This window comes from Paenibacillus sp. F411, from assembly GCF_017582705.1.
Lineage (GTDB): Bacteria > Bacillota > Bacilli > Paenibacillales > Paenibacillaceae > Paenibacillus_AQ > Paenibacillus_AQ algicola.
Genome location: NZ_JAGFIP010000004.1, coordinates 230,017 through 252,625 on the forward strand (window position 1 = coordinate 230,017; position 22,609 = coordinate 252,625).

Genomic DNA, 22,609 nt, shown 5'->3' on the forward strand with positions numbered 1-22,609 from the left:
ATTCTTCAATTTAAGTAAGCGGATGCAATGAAATGGGTTCCATGCGTTCTATCGCTCGATGTGAGCGGTAATGCCCTGTTCCTGCTCTACTTCTTCCCAGGTCGGAAGCGCTTCCCAGTCACCCACAGCTTCTACAACCATAGAGCCTGTCAGGGCAGCCAGCTGAAGTGCTTCTTCAGGGGATTGTCCTTTCGAGATGCCTGCGAGGAAGCCGGCACAGAAGCCGTCTCCGGCGCCTACGGTATCTACCACGTGCTTAACCTTGCGGAAAGGAACTGTATTAAGGCGGTCCGGCTCAACGATCACATTGCTGTCGTTATAGCTCTTCACGACCGTTACGGCGTTCAGCTTGCGCAGCTGTTCGAAAATTTCCTGCTCGCTTTCCGTCTGATACAAAAGCTTGCACTCATCGTAGCCGGGCAGGAAGTAGTCGCAGTGATTCGCCAGCTCCAGCAGCACGGGTCTCGCCTGCTGAATGCTCCACAGCTTGAGGCGCAGGTTCGGATCGAAGCTGATCTTCGTGCCGTGCTCCTTGCAGAGTGCGATGACGCGGCGGACTGTGTCCAGGCAGCTCTGGCTCAGTGCGGGCGTAATGCCGGTAATATGGACGATACGGCTGTCGGCAATATAAGCGGGATCCACAAGCTCTGGTGTCATTCTGCTTGCGGCAGAGCCGGCGCGGTAATAATAAACCGAAGACTTGCCCCGGACTTGCTCCCGCAGCATTAGGCCGGTCGGTGCATCTGTCGTATAGTGGACCCTGGAGACGTCAACGCCTTCTCCGCGAAGCGTTTTCACAATACCTTTACCTAAAGGATCGCGGCCCAGCTGGCTGAACCAGCCTACCTGACAGCCCAGTCTTGCGAGGCCAATTGCAAGATTGCTTTCGGCTCCTCCGAAGGACTGGCTCATAGTGCCGCCTTGGCCGATTCCCCGAGGTCCTTCTGGATAAAGCATCCCCATCGACTCACCGAACGTGATGACATCGAAGCGGCGTTCATTAAATGTCATGAATGCAAGCTCCTCTCCAATATGTATTTTTTCTTTTAACTTTACCTGTCTGAGACCAATAACTCAATAAAAAAACGCTTTCTCCATAAGAAAAAGTTATAAATATTATTTTTTGGTGAAGCTTTTTCGCCGGGCAGAATAGGTGCAGACTGTTTTCCTTATACTACAGGTTATGACTGACATGGAAAGGAGCCTCTTTGGCATGCCGATGTGGCTGGAAGTATCTGTACGCACATTAAGCTCGCTGGTGATTTTATTTCTGCTTACCAAGCTGCTGGGCAAGCGGCAGGCATCGCAGCTGTCTTTTTTTGAATATATTACAGGCATTACGATTGGCAGCTTGGCGGCCTACATTTCGCTCGACCTTGAAGGAAACTGGTATCTGGGCATTGTGGCCCTGGTGGTATGGGTTGTTCTCTCTTTAGGCATCGAAATGCTTCAGATCAAGAGCAAGCGAATCCGGGATTTTATTGATTTTAAAGCGCGTGTGCTCGTTCGAAACGGAAAAATTCAGGAGGCTGCACTCAAGAAAGAAAAAATGAGCTCGGATGAGCTGATGGAGCAGCTCCGGAATAAAAGTGTGTTCGACCTGGCAGACGTTGAATTCGCGATCATGGAATCCAGCGGTGAAGTGAATGTGATGCTCGCTCCGGACAAGCAGCCTCTGACACCCGGAGATCTGAATCTGCGCACTCAGAAGCTGAAGGAGCCCCAAATAGTGATCATGGACGGGCAGCTGATGAAAGAGCCGCTGCAGGCAGCGGGCCGCAGCGAGCAGTGGCTTCAGTCTCAGCTGGAGCCTGCCCAATTGAAATATAAGGACGTATATCTGGGGCAGATCGGAAGTAATGGGTGTTTGCATCTGGATCTATACAATGACGCTCGGCCCTTGCCGGCGCCAAGCCGATCCCGGACGCTGTATGCAGCGCTGAAGCAATGCGAGGCTGATCTGGAATTGATGAGTCTTTCCGCTGAGTCTGAGCACGAGAAGAACCAGTTTCATGACCTGACCGGACGCTTGAATCAGCTGCTTACTGAGGCGAGGCCGTTGCTAAAATCCAGAAAGCAGGGATAGATCGGCATTGGACTGGCTTGACGATCCGGCAGGTGAAGAAAATCAGGGGACAGGTCTCTTTTTCGTGTGGTATAGTAAATATCAGTGATATACGTGATATACGAAAAAAGGCAGGATAACCATGAACAAAAAAACAGGAAAGCTATTTGAGCAGGTGAAGGAGCAGGTCATTAGCATCATTCTGGAGCAGGGCTTAAAGCCACATGACCTCATTCCGTCCGAGGGTGAGCTTGCGGCAAAATTCGGGGTCAGCCGTATGACCGGAAAGCTGGCTTTGCAGGCGCTGCAGGACGAGGGGCTGGTCTACCGCATGCCAAGGCGGGGGACCTTCCTCGCGGATGTGGACCGGTCTCAGCTGGAGCAGGCAGCAGGGAGCACAGTGGGGGCTTATAACCAGGAGGAGCTCGCGGCAGGAAGGCAGATCGCGCTGATCGTTCCAGGCATGGATGATTATATTGGCAGGCTCGTGGTGTCTATTGACCGCGCAGCTCACCGGCAAGGGATTGCTATCGTGCTTCGTATCGCAGGTACGGAGGAAGAGGAGATGGCAGCCGTAAAGGCATTTGCCGCCCGGAGGGACATCATGGGCATTCTGCTCTTTCCGGTGGACCGGAAAATCTGCGGTGACCATCTGCTTCGGCTGAAGCTGCAAAGATATCCCGTCGTCATTCTGGATCGTCAATTTAATGAGGTTGATTTCGATAGTGTGAGCCATGACCATTACCAGGGCTCTTATGATATGACAGCGCATCTGCTCTCTCTCGGTCACCGGGAAATCGGATTTATCGCGGGTCAGCTGCATCAGGTGCGGAGTCGGGAAGAGCGGTATCAGGGCTATCTGGATGCACTCCTGGCCGGCAAGGTCGACATTCAGCAGGAGCGGATCTTGATCCGGGAGGAGACTGGCATCCTTTATGAGGGGGATCTGGAGCGGGTGAAGCTCATTGGCGATTTTCTAAAAAGGGCGAGCGGCCTCACCGCACTGGTATGCTGTGATGATTACCTGGCCATGTCTGCGATGAATGCGGCGCTCCGGCTCGGTTATCGGGTTCCGGAGGACCTGTCGGTCACCGGCTTCTCCGACCACAGCATGCTGGAGTATGCGCCGGTGCCGATGACGACCGTGGCCCAGCCGCTGGATGATTTTGGTGCCGAAGCGCTGAAGCTGCTGCTCCATAGGCGGCAGGAGCCGGAAGCCAAAGCTCAGTCCATCCGGCTGCAGACGAATCTGGTGCTCAGAGACTCTGTAAGTTCACCTCATTAGAGCACATAGTACAGTATTTCTTAAGGATTAGGCATTTATATCTTCCAGCCAGCGAACGGTGAAATGTTGCCGGGCGTTGGCTTTTTTATTTTTATGATGATCTTTTATTTCAATATTATTTCAATATTACATAATATCTGATATATTTATACCTGTGATATTAAACTGATATATAATCTGATTTTATTGATATGAAAAAGGAGATCTTAACATGCCATACGAACCGTTTAATCTGGATCGACTCCGGGAAATGAAGGATATGATTGAGCAGCACATTTATGTTGAAAGAGCGCCGTTGACCGTTAATGCTTGGGTGACGAAGGAGCCGGTTGGTTTTGAGGACCGCATGAGCGGTAAGCCGGTTCAGGATTTAAAGCCCGGCTCAAAGTGGGGAGAGCTGTGGGATTGTGCATGGTTTCATTTTGAGGGGACTGTTCCCGCCGAGTCTGCCGGTCAAAAGGTCGTTCTGCTGATTGACGTTAACGGTGAGCTGTGCCTGGTGGATGAAGACGGAACGCCGAGACAGGGCCTGACCAATGTGAACTCTGAGTTTGAAACTGCGCTGGGCAAGCCCGGCAAACGCGTAGTGCTGATCGCAGAGCAGGCTCAAGGCGGTGAGGCTATTGATGTATGGGGCGACGCAGGCTGTAATGATTTGTTCGGGCGGTATCATAGCGGGACGCTGAAGGAAGCAGTTATTGCAACATGCCGGGAGCAGGTGCGCGGGCTGTATTATGACGTCGAAGTGCTGCTGGAGCTGGGCAGGCTCCTGCCGGAGGACTCCTCCCGCCGGGCTCAGATTTTGCAGGCGCTCTACGAGGCTTCACTGATCTTCTCCGAGCATTTCACCGATGAAGAGGTAGCCCGGGCCCGTGCCCTGCTGGCTCCGCAGCTGGCGAAGAAAGGCGGAGACCCGACGCTTACGGTCAGCGCGGTGGGCCATGCACATATGGATTTGGCTTGGCTATGGCCGATCCGGGAGACGATCCGCAAGGGGGCAAGAACGTTTGCTACCGTGCTGAGAATGATGGAGCGCTATCCCGATTATGTATTTGGAGCGAGCCAGCCGCAGCTCTATCAATGGATTAAAGAGCATTATCCGAAGCTGTATGAAGAGATTAAAGAACGAATTCAGGAAGGCCGCTGGGAGCTTCAGGGTGCGATGTGGGTTGAGCCCGACTCTAATGTTTCAGGCGGGGAAGCCTTGATTCGTCAGATATTGTACGGACAGCGTTTCTACCAGGAAGAGTTCGGACAGACGGTTAAATCGCTGTGGGTGCCGGATATTTTCGGATATACGGCCAGCTTGCCGCAGCTGCTTAAGAAATCGGGCATTCAGTATATGGTTACGCAGAAGCTGTCCTGGAACCAATATAATGACTATCCGCATCATACCTTTTTCTGGGAGGGCATTGACGGCAGCAAGGTGCTGACGCATCTTCCTCCGGAGGATACTTACAACTCTCCGGCCGCGCCGCGTTCCTTGATCAAGATCGATAAAGAGTATCACGACAAAAATGTATCGGACCGGGCGCTCATGCTGTTTGGCATTGGAGACGGCGGCGGCGGACCGGGTGAAGAGCATCTGGAGCGCCTGGAGCGGGAGCGGAATCTGCTGGGGCTGCCTCCGGTTGTGCAGGAGCCGTCTGCAGTCTTTCTGGAGCGATTGAATGAGCAAAGAGATCGTTACAAGACCTGGCGCGGGGAGCTGTACCTGGAAAAGCATCAGGGAACGCTGACGACGCAGGGGAAGAACAAGCGGTATAACCGCTTGATGGAGAAGGCGCTACGGGAGCTGGAGTTCGCCGCCGTGCTTGCGAAGCAGCTATGCGGAATTCCTTATCCGCAGCAGGAGCTGGAGCAGATCTGGAAAGAAACCTTGCTATACCAGTTCCATGACATTCTTCCCGGCTCCTCGATCAAGAGAGTGTACGATGAGTCTGTCGCCAGATACGAAGTGCTGCTGGATCAGACCGAGTCGCTGATTGCAGAGCGCTACGAAGCCATTGCTGCACATGCTTCCGGCGGTGCTATGGGAAAAGTGGTGTTATTTAACTCCCTGCCATGGGAGCGGAAGGAATGGCTGAGCATTGGCGGGAAGTGGCAGCACGTTCAAGTGCCGCCGATGGGATACAGTGTGGTTGCCCCTTCAGAGGATGCGCCTCAAACGGCACTGTCCGCATCCACTCAGGCACTGGAGAATGAACTGCTGAAGGCAGAGTTCTCTGCTGACGGCACGATCGTCTCCATCCTTGACAAGCGCCATGGACGCGAGCTGCTTCGGGCCGGAGAGCCGGCTAACGTGCTGACGCTCTATGACGACCGGGGCGGAGATGCATGGGATTTCCGGGGCGACTATCGCAGCCGTCCGAGCAGCCAGCTGCGTGTCACCTCGGTTCAAGCTGGTGTAGACGGGGCTAAAGCTTATCTAGAGCAGACTTACGTATTCGGGAGCTCCCAGCTGATTCAGACCATTTCTCTGACGGCCGGAAGCGAGCGTCTGGATTTTGACACCAAGGTGCATTGGCAGGAGAATCAAAAAATGCTGCGCGCTGCTTTCCCGCTCGATGTACGCGCCGGAGAGGTGACCAGTGAGATTCAGTTCGGCTACTTGAAGCGTCCGCTGCATCGCAACACCTCCTGGGATTTTGCCCGGGATGAAATTTGTGCGCATCACTGGATCGATCTGTCGGAAAGTGGCTACGGTGTTTCTATACTCAATGACAGCAAATACGGCTACCGCGCCGATGAATACGGACTGGATATCAACCTGCTGCGGAGTCCAGGCTATCCGGATGAAACTGCGGACCGCGGGGAGCATGAATTCACATATGCGTTGTTCCCGCATGAAGGGGATGCTGCCGCTGCTGCCGTATATAAGGCGGGCTATGAGCTGAATGTTCCGCTCCGTGCCGTGTCTGCTGCAGCACAAATACAGCAAGTCCCGGAGGGTGCGCCGGCTTCCTTCTCTGTCTTTGAGGTCAATCACAGTCAGGTGATGATTGAGGCTGTAAAGCAGGCAGAGGACAGCGAAGCTGTCATAGTGAGACTGTACGAGACCTCGGGCAGCCGGGCGGTCGGCAAGCTGAAGCTCCACCTCCCAGCCGTCTCGGCGGCAGAAGTGAATCTTATGGAGCAGAAGCTGGCTGAGGCAGCCATAACAGAGGGTAGCGTGGACTTCACGATGAAGCCGTTTGAGATCAAAACGTATCAATTTGATTTGAAATAATGTCCACATTTTTACCCTTTTTCCTGCGAAGTCCGGTATGATAGACATATGAATCGGGTTACAGGAAGGATATGTGTGACAATGAATAAACTGATCGGCTCCTTGATGGCCTCAATCCTGCTCTCGACCGTTATTCATTCGGGAGGAAGCGTGAATGGAGCGGCTCATAGAGAGCAGCCCCACACGATGGATTATTATATAGATCACCAGATGGTAAGCGTAGAGGTTGCACCTGCAGTTCAGCAGGGGGAGCTTTATGTTCCTGTTTATTTAATGAAGGACTGGCGGGGGATCTCTCTGAAGTGGAACCACAATGCCAAGGAATTGAGCATGACAGCAGACGGTCAGCGCTATGCAGTGAAGAGCGGCAGCGCAAGAGTTTCCCTTCCGGATGGCAGCTACTTCACCTTAAAGTCTCCGGTATATATTGAACACAATCGAATGATGGTTCCACTATCTTTGTTTGAACAGATTTCCGGCGGAAAGGCGAGTGTCAGCGAGGATCCTAAAGCGCTTGTCATTGACAGCCGCGGCAAGCGTCCTCTTGCTTACGGGGAAGCAGACAAGAGCATTGCAATATACGGAGAGTGGGAGCAGGAAGGCCGCTATCAAGCGCTGACCCTGGACATGAACGGGAACCAGCATACGTATCCTTGGGCAACGCCCGTCTCCTGGAAATCATCACCGCAGCTGCTGGATATGGATGTGAACGGAGATGGAAGCTCCGAGATCGTTGTGCTGCTGAATCAGGGCTCGGGTACCGGGGTGTATGCCCAGGACGTTCACGTCATCCGGGCGGATTTTTCAGAGGTGTCCGTGGAGTCCTTCCACGACATCCTGAAAGAGCGGGTGGTTTCCAGTATTCAGCATCAGGAGGGAGTCCTGCTGTTGTCTGTGCAGGTGGATGGCAAGGAAACCCTGCTTGCCCTCCCGGATGAGGAAGGAAGCCGTACGAACTTTACTCATGTTGGATTCGGGGCGGTGGTATACCATACTGTAGAGGACGGCAGGCTGGTGCTGCGCCTTGCGGGAAGTATTTCTCCGAGTGAGTTCATTGGGGAGTTGGAAGTGGTCTATGGCTGGTCGGAAGGCAGGCTGGCTGCAGAACGAATTTCCTTTACGCCATACGAAGAATATATGCAATATATGAAATAATGGACGCTTAACCTTAAGAGGCTATCCCAGCACCATGGGCAGATAAAGTTAATCCATGGTGTAGTGAATGTACAAATGAAACCGCTCCTTTTTAGATGGTTGCTAGACACTTCCATTCTATTAAAGAGCGGTTTATTTGTGTTGCCTGTTTTTTTTGGGGATGGATATGCATGAAGCAGCGGAGAGGACGAAACGATTCCGGACCAGCGGTAGCGGTCGCCTTTGCCCCCAAATTTCTCCCTTGCTAGAATAAATTCAAAGAAATTTGGGGGGCAGCAGCGAGGGGAGGAATGTTTCGTACGCGGAGCATCTCACAACAACAAACGAGGCCATCCCGCAAGACCCTAGATCTTTTGGGACAGCCCCTTTTTAATCCAGCCTATGCTTGCTCAGCAGGCAGACTGGCGCCAGTCGAGGGACTTTCGCCGGAGGAAGGGCTCTGCTGGCTAGAGTTATTTCCGGAATCAGAATCGGATGCTGCGCTGGAAGAGCCGGGCTTGGATATTCCTCCCCGAAGCTTTAACACGATCCAGTAAATGACAGGAATGCAGTCTACGAGCAGCCAGAAAACAACGGCGACCATGGAATCGAAATTTTCCTGATACAATGCCGGGTTCTGTGCGAATTGATAAGCGGCCACGCTGGCGGTGCCGCCCAGCAGAGTGATGAACGGTTTTTCCATTTCAGAGTCATGGATGGACAGCAGCCTTGTCATGATCCGGGCCCCAACCTGCAGCAGAAAGGCGCTGTGAATAAACATGGAGGTTGCCCACAGTCCAATAATGAGCGGGTCGGCATTGCCGAGGACGCCGGTAATGGAGCTGCGCATGAGCTCAATCAAGGGATACTGGATCTCGCTAGACAGCTTCAGCCCCAGGTTCAGCAGAATCAGCACCCATTCCAGCAGCACGGACAAGGTTAGCAGCAGAATGGCACAGCTCAGATTGCGAAACGCTCGCCGGTCCATCTGGATTAATGGGGCCAGAACCAGGAACACGAACCATTCCCCGATAAAGGATAAGGTGATAAAAATCCCTTTGGCTGCATCGCCGTAATGGGTATGTGTAATCAGTCCGGGCAGCCAGTTAAAGTGGGCGTCACCAGCGAACGTGGAGAGCACCAGCACCAGCGTCGCGAGTGTAAGGAAAAACAGTCCATCCGCCATATAAATCAGCGGCACGAGACCCCAGCGGGCTGTGATGATAATAACGGGGCCGAGAATGAGCTGGATGACCCATTGTGGTGTGGCTCGCATATAGTTCGTGCCGTAGAATAGCGTGTAGCTTTCAATGTCAATGGCTACGTAGATGATGACCCATAATATAATGATTACCAGAAACAGGCGGTGAGGCCACTTCCCGACAATCTGCTCGCCGAAATTCAGCCAGGAATCCTGGGGAGAAGCTTTTCCTACGGCCATGGTGCACCACAGGATCAGGAGGCTCAGTATCAGTGCGCCAAGCACGGAGATCCAGCCCAGATAGCCGGCCACGGTCAGCAGGGTTGGCAGCAAATAAGCCGTTGGCTGGGTGTTCAGGTATATGAAGGCGAACCGAAATAGCTGCCAGGGAGTTTGGCGCATCAATGCTTCATCCTTTCCTGCTACATGAGATCGGTCCATCCCAGCACCAGATTGAGCAGGTCGAAGGGATTGGGCCACCATTCAAGCTGGGAGGCTGCGGCATTCCAGCCGAACAGCGGAATCATAAACCACAGCATTTTAGTAACATTTCGTTTTTTCTGCGGGCTGCTAGCGCTTCTTCGGAGCAAATACCAGTCCAGCAGCGCGAGTGAGCAAAAGATCATACAGTACATGCCGCAGTCCCTCTCCTTCAGGTGATGGCCGATCTAGCTGCATTCTGGCTTGATTTCTTCATTGCAAATCTTCAAATTGGTTATCAAAAGAAGGCAGCGGCTACATATCGGTATTCCGAATTTTAATATGCAGCTTGACCTGAAACTCAATATCATTTTTATAGTGGTTTCCCCAATCCTCTCTCCATTTATCCCAAAGGTGGGGATATTTAGCCTCAAGTAGCTGGCCTACGCGGAGCACATCAGCTCCGGCCTCCTGGGATACCCGCAGAGAGGCTGTCAAATCCTCATGAATCTGATCCTTCAGCTCCTGAATGATCAGCTTGTTCGTCTCTGTAGCTTCTCTTTGCTGGTCGTCCTCCAGAGAGAGCACATCTCCCGTACCATCGAGCTTCAGCTGAACGACAGGGCCTGACGGGGTCATCGTGATCTGCTGGCGGGATTTGCTGTTCGTCATCAGTACGCTGGCCTTGCTCTTGCCTCCATCCCAGGTTACATAATAAACCGGCCTGTAAATCGGTGTATTGCGCCGGCCAATTGCCCAGGAGGTGACCTTGGACTGTTCTTCATTGAGAGTAGCTTTGGCTTGAAGATCATTAAACAGTTGAATATTACCGACACTGACCCAATTGCTTGTTCCCTTGGCATCTTTAACATTCAGCTGGCTCAGCGCGAAGCCGGTGCCTTCCAGATAGGCGGACAGGCATTCCTTCAAGGTCGTGCCCAGCAGATTATTCTGGACCGCAAAGCGCATCAGCACGGTAGACGGCAGCGATTCAAAAACGGGCTCCAGCTCTGCCACATCCTTAGCCTGGGTGGTGGAGGACATAATAAAGGTGCTGAAATCCAGCGTACGTTCCCGCAGCACCCAGTTGAACAGCTCCTTCATGCCGTTTTCAGCCATTGTGCTCCCCACCACGATAACGCGTGTGTGGCTGAAATCGAGCTTGCGGGTCATTTGTCGTTGTAACTTGCCCACGGCAAGAGGGAGGCTCGTTCCGGAGCTGTCTGCCAGCGAGAAAGGCTCTCCTTGTCCCCCCGAGCTGCCCGCCTGCTCGCCAGAACTGAGACGGTTAGGCAACGGGCTCGCGATCGTGACCTTGTATTCCCCGGTATCTTTGTCCATATCGACGAATAAGGACAGCACAAACACCTGGTCATTGATCTCAATCTTGGCCATACAGCCACACAGAGGCAGGAGGCAGAAGAGCAGCAGCCATGCTCTGAGGATGCGCTTCATTTAGACGTCTGCCTCCTTTTATCCTGGGCATGGTAAGCGTCGGGGCGCTTTTTCTTCTGAGATGAAGGAGCGCGGTAGATCATATCCTTCCAATCCGAGAACACGAGCGGCGCCAGCGGCTGCAGGTACGGTGTACCGAAGGTGTTCAGGGAGCACATTCTGGAGTAGATCACGAAGCTGGCTGCAAGAACGCCTAGCAGCCCCAGCGTACCACCAAGAATGAGCAGCACGAAGCGCAGGAGCCGCAGCGAGATGCCGAGCTCATAATGCGGCACGATAAACGTCGCGATCCCGGTAATTGAGACGACAATGACCATCGGTGCCGACACCACGCCGGCGGCTACTGCGGCCTGGCCGATGACGATGGCTCCGATAATCGAAATCGTCTGTCCGACCGGCTTGGGAATGCGGGCGCCGGCCTCCCGCAGGGCCTCAAACGTCAGCTCCATCAGCAAGGCCTCGATTAACGCCGGGAACGGGATGTTCTCCCGGGCGGATGCTATGGTCAGCAGAAGCTCGGTCGGTATGATCTCGGTTTGAAAGGTCGTGATCGACACATACAAGGAGGGCAGCACGACAGAAATGACGGCAAACAGCAGCCGGACCAGCCGAATCCAGCTGGCATAAATAAAGCTTAAATAATAATCCTCCGAGGATTGAAGCAGGCTGAAGAAGGTGACGGGCACGATCTGCGCGGAAGGCGTCCCTTCCAGCAGAATGCCGGCCCTGCCTTCGAGAATAGCGGATGCAACAGAATCCGGGCGCTCAGTATACTGAAATTGGGGAAAGCTTGTCTTCCGGCTGATTTGAAAATACTCTGACACATTGCTGATCCCGAACACCCCGTCGGTATCAATCTGCTGGAATTGCGCCTCCAGTGTCTGGAGCACCTTGGGATCGCATAAGCCCTCGATATAGACGACGTACAGCGGCGTCTTCGTATAACGTCCGAGCTGAAATTGAACGATTTTCAGATCGGGGTGGCGGATTTTATGGCGAATGAGAGAAAGATTGACGTCCACATCCTCGATAAAAGATTCCCGCGGCCCAATGACGACCTGCTCATTCTGGGATTCCTGGACGGCACGCTTTTGATATTTGGGAATGCTGAACAGAAACGCCTCGGATAGCCCCTCCACCACGAGCACGGCATGGCCGGAGGCCACGGCTTCGGCGGCGCTGGCCGGATCGCTGTTTTTGCTGGCAGGCCAGGAGAAAAAAGAGCTGTCCTTCAGGCAATCCTGCAGAGGCAGGGCATCGCCCTGGTTGAGACGCAGGAGAGGCTGGACGATGCTGTCCTGCAGCAATGCTACGTTAACGATAGAGCGGACATAAATAAAGGTGCACTGCACCTGCTGAATCTGGACCGGGAAATAGGTGACATCATCATTATTGTGAAGACAGGAGCGGAGGTCAGAGAGCAGGCTGCTGGATGACATAAATAATCATTCCCCCTTGAAAACCTCAATATGGAAAGCTTAGGTTTTTATAGGATGCCGGGAAGCGGCGGGGGTTATGCATGGCGTGATAGGCTGTTGATGCAGCCTCTCGGCAGATCAGGGTTGCCCGGGGCAGTCTACTAGGGTACAATACGGGGATAAAACGATGGACTGGCTCTGAGGTCCATTCAACGTATACAAGGAGGGTGCCGTTCATGATGAGCAAGAAACCCATTGGCTGCCCGTCCACCTACAAAAGCTTCAGTCTGGCCCTGCAGGCGCTCACGACCTTGGCCGTTCATGCAGGAACTTGCTCCAGCAGCGATCTTGCAGCGAGCCTCAAAGCAGATCCTACCTTGTTAAGGCGGATTCTGAAAGCATTATCCCTGGAGGGGATGATTGAATCCCGGGAGGGACGGGACGGAGGCTACCGTTTCGTACGAAGTGCGGATCACATTACCCTCGCCGAGGTATACAGCTGCCTGCATATCCACCGCGCCGTAACAGACAGCATGCTGGATGCCGCGAAGGAGCATTGCGGAGGTGCAGCGCTGAAGGCGGTATTTTCCGAGGTGCTGGACGAGATTGAACAGAGCACGATGAAGGTGCTGAGCTCGTATACCGTAGGGGACATGGTGCGTAAAGCAGAGACAGGTTGACAACAAATTTCATCATGGTATATACTGTGCAAAAAAGAACACAGATAAGCACGTCTTAAACTGTGCATAATCATACACAATTAGAGGAGTGGAGAATATGTCTACTGCAACATCCCAGGATTTCTTCAAGGTGATCAAGGAACGTCATTCGGTACGCAAATACGACCCGAGCGTTAAAATTTCCCGAGAGGAAATGACTGAAATTTTGACCGATGCATCCCTGGCACCGTCTTCCAGCAATCTGCAGCCTTGGCGCTTTCTCATTATTGACGACCAGGAGCTGAAGGAGAAGCTGCACCCGATTGCTTTTAACCAGGAGCATGTCCTGACCTCTTCGGCGGTGATCGCTGTGCTGGGCGACATGAAATGGTATGAGCAGGGCGAGAAGATTTATACGATGGCACAGGAAGCAGGCCTGATGACTGCAGAGGTGAAGGAGCGCTTTGTGAACAACGCCCTTAACCTGTACTCCGGCCTGAGCGAGGAGATGAAGAGCAGCATTGTGGATGTGGATTCCGGTCTGATTTCGATGCAGCTGATGCTGTCTGCCCGCGCACGCGGCTATGACACGGTTCCTATGGGAGGATATAATAAGCAGCAATTCGTTGAAGCCTTCGGCATTCCGGCCCAATACCGCAGTGTTATGCTGATTGCGATCGGCAAGGCTGCAGAGCCGGCACGGGCAACGAATCGTCTGCCGTTGAATGACATGGTGTCCTGGAATTCCTTCGATCTGTAATCATAGATTCCGAGCTAATAACCCAAAAAGCTGTCCCCAAAGATCATGAGATCTAGAGGGGCAGCTTTTTTTTCGTAATTCTTTATTTTGTACATGCTTCAGGAGGCTCCATCCACTTGTCTCATATGCTGCACGTAACGAACCAGCTCCAGCTTTTGCCGCTCAATGTCCTGAATGCGCCGGGCAAGCTCGGAGAAGAACACTTCAATCTGGTCCCGCAGCACGTTCGCAGATTGTCCCTTCCAGTCGCTCAGCGAATTGTACAGCACCCGGGCTTCCTGCTCATCTCGATGGAGCCGGCCGATCAGCGCCGATAATTCCCGTTCGGCCTGAAGCAGCTCGTTCAGCTCTAGCCGTATTTCATGATTCATTTCAAGATCCCTCCTCAGGCGCGGTGAGGCGGCTGACGCGCAATGATGAATGAATGGCGTCAACCGCTCCGGTCCGTCTGCTCGAACACATCTGCTTTATGCTTGATGTAGCTTACGATGTCTCCTGTATGCTGCACATGCCACTGGCTCATAGAAACGACAGACTGATCCAGCTGCTGCACAATCGGGGTGAGCCGGGTACTATGGCTTGTGAACATATAGCGGTTCATCCGCTGGCGGATGCCCTGCAGCTCGTGCTGGCATTGCAGTGCGTTGCTGTTCCAGCGCTCTGCCACACTTCTCAGCTCTGCCGGTGTGACTTGTATGCTTCCGGCTCTGGCGCCTGCTGCAAGCCCTGCCAATGAGCCCCCGGCCAGACCGGCCAATGCGGACAGGGAGCCGCCGAGACTATGAGCCGTGTCGGCAAGCCTGTCAAAGATGCTGCCGCCGGGAGCCAAGCGGGGCGGTGACACCTCTTCGCCGGTCACGGGATCAAAAATTTGGTTGGCAAGGGTACCGTTCTCATCAAACTGATATCGGTCCAGCTGATGATAGTTCGGTCCGCTGAAGGAATTCTTGGCCTTGTCAATCAGACTTACGCCGTCGTTCGCGGCCTCATAGCTGGAGTCAATGTAATAAGTGGAGCCGACATGCCGGTCATAGCCGCCCAAGGCTCCGCTTCCTACGACGTCACCAGGATGCACGTAGTTAATAATCTGACCGTCAAAATGACCGTTCTCCGCTTTACTCCGCATATCACCGGTCAGGTTCGGAACGACCGACGGGGCACTGAACGTGACCGCATTCATGCCGGTATATGCCGCAGCGTATTGCGCGTTCCCGCCGCCAAGGGAATGACCGGTCAAAGTAAAGTGGTAATCACCGTATTTGTTCTTCATCTCCTTGGCGTAATCCTCGGCCTGATAGAACTGGTTGCTCTCCGGCAGCACATTGACATTCTTGTCGACAAACTTGACGACGTTATCCTTAAGATGATCGATATGATCGAGCCCCGTAAATTCCTTGAAGCTGTTAATCGGTCCGTTCAGAGGATTGGCGGCCTCTATGCGGCTGCCGATTTCTCCGGCTCCGATGACGCCGTCCTGTATCAAATCCGGTACGAGATGCTGTGCGGACGCGCTGCCCTCAGTTCCGCGATAAGCGATGACGGCCTCGCCCGAGCCCTTATGAATGAACGTAACGGCATCAAAGCCGGAGCGGGAATAGCTTTTGAAATCCTCGGCGACCTCCCAGCCGGGGAGATCCTCCAGCGTCTCGCCTTTCTTCAAGTCAAGGTAGGCGGCCTCGGACATTTTGCGGTACGTTTCGTCATCGACATGTGAGCTCATGACGTCTCCCTCCTTACTTATATAATGTGCCTGCACGGGGCGACTTCATCTTGTTGCCTGCTTTTCACGCAGGAGCTATTTGCCTTCTACGGCCTTTTTCAGCTCCGGGCTCAGCACGAAATTGGAGGTTTCCTGCGTGTTATAGTTCACGGAAATTTTAAAGCTTTGCTCCGGCTTCCCGGTGACATGTCCTTCCAGATTCACTTTATCAGCGACGGTGGAGGGCATGAGCTTGGCATCGGTAATTTCAACATCTAGGTTGTATTGATCCTTGAGATAGCGAATGGCGGAGCTTTCGGCTTGCTGTCTGGTTTCGCTGCTGATTTCTTCAGCAGACATTTCATTGCCGCTCTGTGGAGCGGAAGCTGGTCTCTCCATGTCCTGGCACCCTCCAAGCAGTAAAATAAGCAGCAGTGACCCTGCTGCGTAATGCAATGACTTCTTCATCATTCTTGTCCTCCACTCCTTAATATAGGTTGGCTTTGAGGCAGCCTCTTGCTGATCGCGCTACAGATCGCAGCCATTCAAGCAGTAAACAAGACATGAATTCGCTATTATCATAATCCAGGATTTGGGACGATTCAACTGTTTGCAAGGTTTCGGGATCAACTTTGGTGCCTGAGAGGCAGGGAGCTTGGGTCTTTAGCCTTGATGGATTTGGATCTGGGTCTGGGTCTAGGTTCTAGGTTTCCCTCAATATAGATGACAGTCATATTACTTTGACAGACATAGTTCTGTGTGTTACATTACACTGCGAGAAGAGGAGGTAGGTGTGATTGAGCGTCCCCATACATAACAGTGATCTGATCCGGGGCAGCATTGATATGTTGATCCTGAACCTGCTTTCGGAAAAAGATAACTACGGCTATCAGATTATTAAGGAAATGCTGGTACGCAGTCATCACCAGTTTGAATTAAAGGAACCGACGTTATATTCCAGCCTGAAAAGACTGGAGAAGCAGTCCTTGATTATCTCCTATTGGGGAGAGGAATCTCAGGGAGGACGACGCAAGTATTATCGCCTGACCGGAGATGGGGAGAAGAGGCTGAGTCAGAGCCGGGAAGAGTGGGTGGCTGCCAGGGACGTTATTGATTTGTTAATCGAAAAGCCGAGGAGAGAAGGGGAAGCGGTTTATGAATAAGTCCAAGGAGCTGGAGCGCTTTGTAGAGCAGCTGTTTGCAGGTCGGCGCAGCACGCCAGCGGTGGAGGAGCTGAAATATGAAATTCTGACCAATCTGGAGGACAAGGTACGTGATTACGTTGAGCAGGGCATGAGTGATGCTGAGGCGATCGCGGCTGCGACACGGGATTTGGACTCTATTGAGCCTTTCCTGGAGGAGGATGGACGTCAGCCTACAAATCTCAGCTCCTTGGCTCGTGATCTGCTGCAGCATGGACTTCTATTGCTGCTGCTGGCATGCATTGTGACCTTGCCGGCCCGGTTAAGCTACACCGGAAGCGTGCTTCACAACGTCCTGCTTCTGCTGGCGGGAATACTTGGGGCGGGGTATGTCGTGTACGCCATTGTGGAGCCGAGAAGGAGCGCAATCATTGTAAACATACCAATTAAGCTGCTGTCTGCCATCAGCCGGTGGACCTGGCTGCTGTGGGGAGCGTGGCTGGCGGTCGTAACAGGCTTCGCCCTGCTGCTGCGGTTTGGCAGTGACCTGTGGTTTGGGCGAGGGCTTTCCTTCAGCGGTCCTTATGAGCTGTACGCACTGGCAATGGAGCTGCTGGCGCCGCTGGCCGCCATCTGCATTCCGCTCCTGGTGGGCAGAGCCCGGCGGCGGGTTTCCTTGTATGAGGTGAGCAGACCATGAGGAGGAAGGATTGCTGGATTGCAGCCCTGTTTGTTATCGCCTTAGCAGGTTTTTTTTACATGGAAGGAGAAGTAAAGCCATCCAGGGCGCTTGATGCTGCACGGTATGAGCAGGCTCAGCAGGATCCGCTTACGCACGACATTCATGCTGCCTTGCAGCAGCGGGGGAAGTATATGGGGAGCGTTTCTACCCTTACCAGCCTGAATCAGGAGCTGCCTTACCGGGATCTGGAGTATACCTATCAGCTGTATCCGGAGAAATTGACCGCCCAGCTTCACTTCAAGCGTCCCTCTGACGAGGTAGAGCAAGGTTTCTTTCGAAGAATGATCATGTACAATGCTACCGCCAATCTCGGACTGGTCGATAACATGGAGGCGATGGATTTTCATTTCCCGGATGCCGTCTATAGCGTACAGCGAAGCCAGCTCATGTCCTGGTACGGCCTGCATTCACATGCCGAGCTGACGGAGATTGAGGTGTGGAAGGCTATTGTGCAGGAGCAGGTGCGGCGTCCGGACAGGGTGGATGCTTTTTACGAGCAAGTGGTAGAGATATCCGTTCCATAGGGGAGAATGGCTGATTGGATTATTTTTGTGCAAAAGGTTTAGCCGGGCCTGAAAAATTGATAGAATGAAATAGACTCGCTTAAGATCAGGTCCTAATTCATGCTGGATCACGAACGACCATTACGAGGTAAAGAGGGGAAATGAAGGATGATCATTAAACCGAGAACGCGCGGTTTTATTTGCACCACGGCACATCCTGCGGGATGTGCGCGTCAGGTCGAGGAGCAGGTGAAATACATTCAGGCCCAGCCGAAATGGGAAGGACCGGTCAATGTGCTGGTGATCGGCGCCTCTACCGGCTACGGGCTGGCTGCGCGGATTACAGCGGCTTTTGGTGCCGGCGCGAGCACAATCGGAGTATACCGTCCAAGCCAGGGAACCGAGAAGCGCACCGCTTCGGCAGGCTGGTACAATTCGGCTGCGTTTGAAGCTATGGCGAAGGAAGCCGGGCTGAAATCGCTCAGTGTAACGGGGGATGCCTTCACGGATGAGACGAAGCAGAAGACGGTTCAGGCTATTGCGGAGAAATTGGGCCAGGTCGATCTCGTGGTGTACAGTGTCGCTTCGGCGCGCCGTACGGATCCCGTGACGGGAGAAACGGCGAATTCCGTGCTGAAGCCGATCGGCAAGCCGTTCACGAACAAAACAGTGAATTTCCATACCGGAGAAGTGAGTGAAATTACGCTGGAGCCAGCTAGCGATCAGGAAATTCAGGATACCGTAACGGTGATGGGCGGCAGTGACTGGGAGCTGTGGATCAAGGCGTTGCGTGACGGCGGCGTGCTGGCCGACCATGCCACAACCATCGCCTACTCCTACATCGGATCAGAGATTACCATGGCGGTGTATCGTGACGGCTCAATCGGGCAGGCAAAGGATCATCTGGAGGAAACGGCGCATCGGCTGAACGAGGAGCTGTCCAGCGGCGGCGGCCGTGCCTTTGTATCGGTCAGCAAGGCGCTGGTAACGCAGTCCAGCTCTGCGATTCCGATTGTACCGCTATACGTATCAGCACTGTATAAGGTGATGAAAGAGAAAGGGATTCACGAGAACTGCATTGAGCAGAGCTACCGCTTGTTTGCAGACCGGCTGTACAGCGGCAAAGAGGTGCCGGTCGATGAGAAGGGCCGCATCCGGATTGACGACTGGGAGCTTCGTGACGACGTCCAGCAGGAGGTTGCACAGCTGTGGGAAGCTGTGACCAGCGAGAATGTGGAGGACATTACCGATCTTGCGGGCTACCGCAAGGAGTTCTTCCAGCTGTTCGGCTTTGAAAGTGACGGTGTGGACTATGACGGAGATACCAATCCTGTGGTGCCTATCGAGAACGTGCGCTAGACAACCATAGAGCATGATCAGAAAGCGGGTTTCTTCATGAGAGGCCCGCTTTCTGTTTAATCTGGCTTTGGAGCTAAAGGGAGAGGGAATGCGCAATGAAACAGTTAAGCCTTGGACTGGACATTGGCGGTACCAATACCGTCATCGGCTTGTTTAATGAGAGCGATGAGTTAATATCCAAATCAGCGATGAGAACAGAGCATCAGCAGGGTATATCGGATTATGTGAAGCGGCTGAATCAGGAGATTTGGAGCCTGCTGGAGCAGCAGAAGCCGTATACACTTGCCGGCATCGGTGCAGGTGTTCCGGGGCATCTGCACGCGGAGACAGGAACCGTGCTGCGGGCGCCAAATCTGGGATGGTATGATGTCAAGCTGGGATCGCTCCTGGAAGAGCACTGGAGAGTGCCGGTGGCCATCGACAATGATGTGCGGATGTACGCCTGGGGAGAATACGCCGCGGGTGCAGCGCGCGGCTGTCAGAACTTCATCTGCGTAACGCTCGGTACGGGCCTGGCCGCAGGAGTAGTGATGAACGGAGGACTGATTCGGGGCGCACACGGCTATGCCGGAGAGATCGGACATGACCCGGTGGAAGGAAACGATCTGCCGTGCAAATGCGGGAAAACCGGCTGCCTGGAGACGATGGCATCGGCAACCGGGATTGCGCGTCTTGCTGAAGCGGCCATGAAACGTGGGCAGAGAAGCATACTGCAGGATCAGGCAGCTGCCATCTCGGCCAAGGACGTATGTATTGCCGCTGAGCAGGGGGATGCTCTCGCTCTGGAGGTGTTTGAGAACATCGGGTCGGTGCTGGGAAGAAAGCTGGCCACGATGACCTATCTGCTGGACCCGGAGCTCATCGTGGTCGGCGGTGGTGCCGCCAACGCCGGTGAGATGCTGCTGGCTCCGATACGCCGCACGCTGCATAGTCTTTATCCTAAAGCCCATCAGCCGGACGTGGTTCAAGGACAGCTGGACGATTCGGCCGGGCTGTACGGAGCGGCACTGAGCCTGGCAAGCGTGCGGGGGGAGGGAAACCAGGCATGAAGACGCTATGGAAAAATGCAGATATCATACGGCCTGGCCAAAGGCTGTCCGGGGGACAGCTGCTTATTGACAGCAATGGGGTCATTGAGGCCATCGGAGCCCGGATAGAATGTCCATCGGAGCCGCTGCAAGTCCGGGACGGAGAAGGCTTAACGCTTGTGCCCGGCTTTATTGATGTGCATGTTCACGGCGGCGACGGCTGCAATGTGATGGATGCGCGGGAGGTGAGTCTGGAGAGAATGAGCGTCTTTCATGCGGCTCACGGTACGACAGGCTTTCTGGCCACGACGAATACCTCCAGCCAGGAGCACATCGTGTCGGCTCTGTCCTGCGCCGCAGGTGTTATCCAAAAGGGCACGGGCGGTGCTGACATTCTTGGAATTCATCTGGAAGGGCCCTTCATCAGCCTGAAGCGTAAGGGAGCCCAACTGGCTGACGATGTGCGCAATCCTTCACCGGAGCAGATTGAAGAGCTGCTTCAGGCAGCCGAGAATCGGATCAAGCTTGTCACGCTGGCGCCAGAGCTGGAGGGAGGCATGGACGCCGTGGAGCAGTTCCTGGCTGCAGGAGTTACGGTCTCCGCCGGCCATTCCGACGCTACCTTCAAGCAGATGGAGGCAGCCGTCGCGCTGGGTGTCAATCACACGACGCATCACTTTAACGGGATGAGCCCGCTGCATCACCGCGAACCGGGACTCGCCGGAGCAGGACTGCTGCTGCCGCAGCTTACCGTCGAGCTCATTGCGGACGGGTATCATGTTCATCCGGCAGTCGTGAAGATGATGTATGATCTCAAGTCCTCTGACGGCATCTGTGCCATCACAGACGCAGTAACCAGCTGCGGCCTCCCGGACGGGGATTACGGGCATAAGGTGATGAAAGATGGACTAGTCTATTTAAAAGGGACGGATACGTTGGCCGGAAGCTCGCTCACCATGATCCAGGCCGTGCGAAATGTGCTGGCGTTTACCGGTCTTGCACTAGAGGACATCATCTCTTCCTTTACTTCGGTGCCGGCAAGGCAGATCGGCGTCGATGGCTTCAAGGGCTCGCTAGCGCCCGGAAAGGATGCCGATTTCGTGGTGCTGGATGCCGGGCTGAATGTGGTCTCCACCTGGGTCCGGGGAAAAGCGGTGTATGAGGCGGGAATGTAATTTTTCCCATTGTCATTCGTGACGGGGTTGACTATAATCAACTTAATTAATTTAATTCCTATCCGGAAAGTTGGTTTATAGATGAAAGAGATTCCCGTTCCATATGTAAGAAGCAATCAGGCAGGAATTGTGCTTATGGTTTCCATCTTTCTCGTTACGCAGTCTGCGACGGTGATTGCCGCTTTGCTGGCGATTCAGGCGGCAGGTCTGATCTTTGGTGTCCGGGGTAATCTGTTTGTCCGGCTGACCCGCACGTTTCTGTCCGGGCGGGTTCGCCGCTCCGGAACAGAGGCTGCCGAGCTCCAGCGCTTTAACAATACGATTGCGGTCAGCCTGCTGGGTCTATCCTTACTAAGCCTTCTGCTAGGCTGGACTTGGGCAGGGAACGTGCTGGCCGGCATGACAGGAGCGGCAGCGCTGGCTGCGCTGCTGGGATATTGCATCGGCTGCACCGTCTATTTCCAGTACAAGCAGTTTCGGGCACGCCGGCTTCAGCGGGGATAAGGTTCTGCTGGGCTTATAAGGCAGACGGCTAGCTCACCTGCAGCACAGCTCAAAAGGGCTGTCCCGCCGGATCACAGATCCAGCAGGACAGCCCTTTTTTACATGCTCTCATGCTCCGGGACACCTCGATAATCTCCGGGGGAGGAAATTACTTCGTGGATGCCGCGGCGTTTCTCAGCTGCTCATTCAGCTTCATTGCATCGACAATGCGGCCAAAGCCGCTGCCTTTTGTTACATCTTTCATACCATAAATTGGTGGAACCATTCTGCTCACCTCCCTTCCTGTATGGATATGGTGTCACCTCAGTAAACCCTTAAATCATGCAGCAGCCCCTGTAGATCTGCAGCATATACATTTTCTGGGCGTCCACGGCGGTGTGTCACATCAACCAGCCTGGCAAATTTGCGGTATAGTCGGTTTACATATGGATTGTCCGCAGCTGCGAAGAAATACATAGACTTAACTTCCTTGTTATTCTCTAGGATGTACTTGATCAAATCCTGAAGTCCGTAATAGAACACGCTGGTACTGCGATACTTCTCTTCCAAAATGGCCGCATCCACAAACACGGTCCCTTTCTCTTCCTCCGTACGGTACTGTACAAAGCCGATCAGATGCTCCTGAGCATTGTGATAGGTTATAAACTGAAAATCATTCAGCGTCGTTAAGATGTGGAATAGCCCGTCCTGGAGAGAATAGCTTCTGTCAAAATCCCGGGTATGGTTGATATAAAACCGCGTTAAACCCGCATAATCCCGGTCCGTAGAGCAATGTCTTACTACAGCTCTCATCCTTGCCTCGCGCCTCCTTTTCTCTCTTAAAGCCGAAAA

General features: G+C 53.6%; 22 protein-coding genes. 13 read left to right on the plus strand and 9 right to left on the minus strand.

Translation table 11 applies throughout. The annotated features are described in order from the left end of the window. Positions 1-48: 48 nt before the first annotated feature. Entirely contained in the window at positions 49-1,011 is a 963-nt protein-coding gene (locus JJQ72_RS06710) for a sugar kinase (protein WP_208203154.1), read from the minus strand. A 202-nt stretch (positions 1,012-1,213) separates the two neighbouring features. Between JJQ72_RS06710 and JJQ72_RS06715 the strand changes: the two genes are divergently transcribed. From JJQ72_RS06715 to JJQ72_RS06730, 4 genes are all read left to right on the plus strand, one after another. Further along, on the plus strand, positions 1,214-2,086 hold the full coding sequence (locus tag JJQ72_RS06715; RefSeq protein ID WP_208203155.1) for a DUF421 domain-containing protein: 873 nt from the start codon (positions 1,214-1,216) through the stop codon (positions 2,084-2,086). 121 nt (positions 2,087-2,207) lie between these two features. After that, the gene (locus tag JJQ72_RS06720; protein WP_208203156.1) at positions 2,208-3,350 is read left to right on the plus strand and encodes a substrate-binding domain-containing protein; all 1,143 of its coding nucleotides are present in this window, start codon (positions 2,208-2,210) and stop codon (positions 3,348-3,350) included. A 211-nt stretch (positions 3,351-3,561) separates the two neighbouring features. Continuing rightward, a complete protein-coding gene (locus JJQ72_RS06725) occupies positions 3,562-6,579 on the plus strand; it encodes an alpha-mannosidase (protein ID WP_208203157.1) in 3,018 nt (1,005 codons plus the stop codon). Positions 6,580-6,660: 81 nt separating this feature from the next. Beyond that, complete coding sequence (locus JJQ72_RS06730) at positions 6,661-7,734, plus strand: stalk domain-containing protein (protein ID WP_243895928.1); 1,074 nt, start codon at positions 6,661-6,663, stop codon at positions 7,732-7,734. A gap of 379 nt (positions 7,735-8,113) precedes the next feature. Here the strand turns inward: JJQ72_RS06730 and JJQ72_RS06735 are convergent, their stop codons facing one another. From JJQ72_RS06735 to JJQ72_RS06750, 4 genes are all read right to left on the minus strand, one after another. After that, a complete protein-coding gene (locus tag JJQ72_RS06735; protein ID WP_175415316.1) occupies positions 8,114-9,316 on the minus strand; it encodes a GerAB/ArcD/ProY family transporter in 1,203 nt (400 codons plus the stop codon). A gap of 20 nt (positions 9,317-9,336) precedes the next feature. Further along, entirely contained in the window at positions 9,337-9,549 is a 213-nt protein-coding gene (locus JJQ72_RS06740; protein WP_208203159.1) for a hypothetical protein, read from the minus strand. 100 nt (positions 9,550-9,649) lie between these two features. Further along, the gene (locus JJQ72_RS06745) at positions 9,650-10,789 is read right to left on the minus strand and encodes a Ger(x)C family spore germination protein (protein WP_208203160.1); all 1,140 of its coding nucleotides are present in this window, start codon (positions 10,787-10,789) and stop codon (positions 9,650-9,652) included. Further along, complete coding sequence (locus JJQ72_RS06750) at positions 10,786-12,228, minus strand: spore germination protein (protein ID WP_138226550.1); 1,443 nt, start codon at positions 12,226-12,228, stop codon at positions 10,786-10,788. Before JJQ72_RS06750 ends, JJQ72_RS06745 begins: the two co-directional genes overlap by 4 nt. Before the next feature lie 215 nt (positions 12,229-12,443). On the opposite strand from JJQ72_RS06750, the gene JJQ72_RS06755 reads away from it, so the two are divergent. After that, a complete protein-coding gene (locus tag JJQ72_RS06755) occupies positions 12,444-12,887 on the plus strand; it encodes an RrF2 family transcriptional regulator (protein ID WP_138226549.1) in 444 nt (147 codons plus the stop codon). A gap of 97 nt (positions 12,888-12,984) precedes the next feature. Then, entirely contained in the window at positions 12,985-13,626 is a 642-nt protein-coding gene (locus JJQ72_RS06760) for a nitroreductase family protein (RefSeq protein WP_208203161.1), read from the plus strand. A 98-nt stretch (positions 13,627-13,724) separates the two neighbouring features. Here JJQ72_RS06760 and JJQ72_RS06765 read toward each other — a convergent pair whose 3' ends face one another. The 3 genes from JJQ72_RS06765 to JJQ72_RS06775 all read right to left on the minus strand — a co-directional run bounded on the left by JJQ72_RS06765 (position 13,725) and on the right by JJQ72_RS06775 (position 15,724). After that, positions 13,725-13,997, minus strand: coding sequence for a hypothetical protein (locus JJQ72_RS06765; protein WP_138226547.1), 273 nt, complete (start codon positions 13,995-13,997; stop codon positions 13,725-13,727). Between the two features lie 59 nt (positions 13,998-14,056). Next, positions 14,057-15,346, minus strand: a complete 1,290-nt coding sequence (locus tag JJQ72_RS06770; protein ID WP_208203162.1) for a Tle-like phospholipase domain-containing protein — start codon at positions 15,344-15,346, stop codon at positions 14,057-14,059. 75 nt (positions 15,347-15,421) lie between these two features. Continuing rightward, a complete protein-coding gene (locus tag JJQ72_RS06775; RefSeq protein ID WP_233281023.1) occupies positions 15,422-15,724 on the minus strand; it encodes a hypothetical protein in 303 nt (100 codons plus the stop codon). Between the two features lie 398 nt (positions 15,725-16,122). On the opposite strand from JJQ72_RS06775, the gene JJQ72_RS06780 reads away from it, so the two are divergent. The 7 genes from JJQ72_RS06780 (at position 16,123) to JJQ72_RS06810 (ending at position 21,778) form a co-directional block, all read left to right on the plus strand. Next, positions 16,123-16,488: a PadR family transcriptional regulator gene (locus JJQ72_RS06780; protein WP_243895911.1), complete on the plus strand. Its 366-nt coding sequence runs from the start codon at positions 16,123-16,125 to the stop codon at positions 16,486-16,488. Next, complete coding sequence (locus JJQ72_RS06785; RefSeq protein ID WP_208203163.1) at positions 16,481-17,167, plus strand: permease prefix domain 1-containing protein; 687 nt, start codon at positions 16,481-16,483, stop codon at positions 17,165-17,167. The genes JJQ72_RS06780 and JJQ72_RS06785 overlap by 8 nt, the downstream gene beginning before the upstream one ends. A gap of 59 nt (positions 17,168-17,226) precedes the next feature. Next, complete coding sequence (locus tag JJQ72_RS06790; protein WP_208203164.1) at positions 17,227-17,733, plus strand: DUF4825 domain-containing protein; 507 nt, start codon at positions 17,227-17,229, stop codon at positions 17,731-17,733. A gap of 147 nt (positions 17,734-17,880) precedes the next feature. Next, positions 17,881-19,071: an enoyl-ACP reductase FabV gene (gene fabV / locus JJQ72_RS06795; RefSeq protein ID WP_208203165.1), complete on the plus strand. Its 1,191-nt coding sequence runs from the start codon at positions 17,881-17,883 to the stop codon at positions 19,069-19,071. A gap of 95 nt (positions 19,072-19,166) precedes the next feature. Continuing rightward, positions 19,167-20,120 carry an ROK family protein gene (locus tag JJQ72_RS06800; RefSeq protein WP_208203166.1) on the plus strand — a complete coding sequence of 318 codons (954 nt, stop codon included), beginning with the start codon at positions 19,167-19,169 and terminating at the stop codon, positions 20,118-20,120. Next, positions 20,117-21,274 carry an N-acetylglucosamine-6-phosphate deacetylase gene (gene nagA, locus JJQ72_RS06805; protein ID WP_208203167.1) on the plus strand — a complete coding sequence of 386 codons (1,158 nt, stop codon included), beginning with the start codon at positions 20,117-20,119 and terminating at the stop codon, positions 21,272-21,274. The genes JJQ72_RS06800 and nagA overlap by 4 nt, the downstream gene beginning before the upstream one ends. Before the next feature lie 81 nt (positions 21,275-21,355). After that, positions 21,356-21,778 (plus strand): DUF4395 domain-containing protein, encoded by a 423-nt coding sequence (locus JJQ72_RS06810; RefSeq protein WP_138226539.1) that lies wholly within the window; start codon positions 21,356-21,358, stop codon positions 21,776-21,778. 303 nt (positions 21,779-22,081) lie between these two features. Here the strand turns inward: JJQ72_RS06810 and JJQ72_RS06815 are convergent, their stop codons facing one another. Further along, the gene (locus tag JJQ72_RS06815) at positions 22,082-22,570 is read right to left on the minus strand and encodes a hypothetical protein (protein WP_208203168.1); all 489 of its coding nucleotides are present in this window, start codon (positions 22,568-22,570) and stop codon (positions 22,082-22,084) included. Between the last annotated feature and the right edge of the window lie 39 nt (positions 22,571-22,609).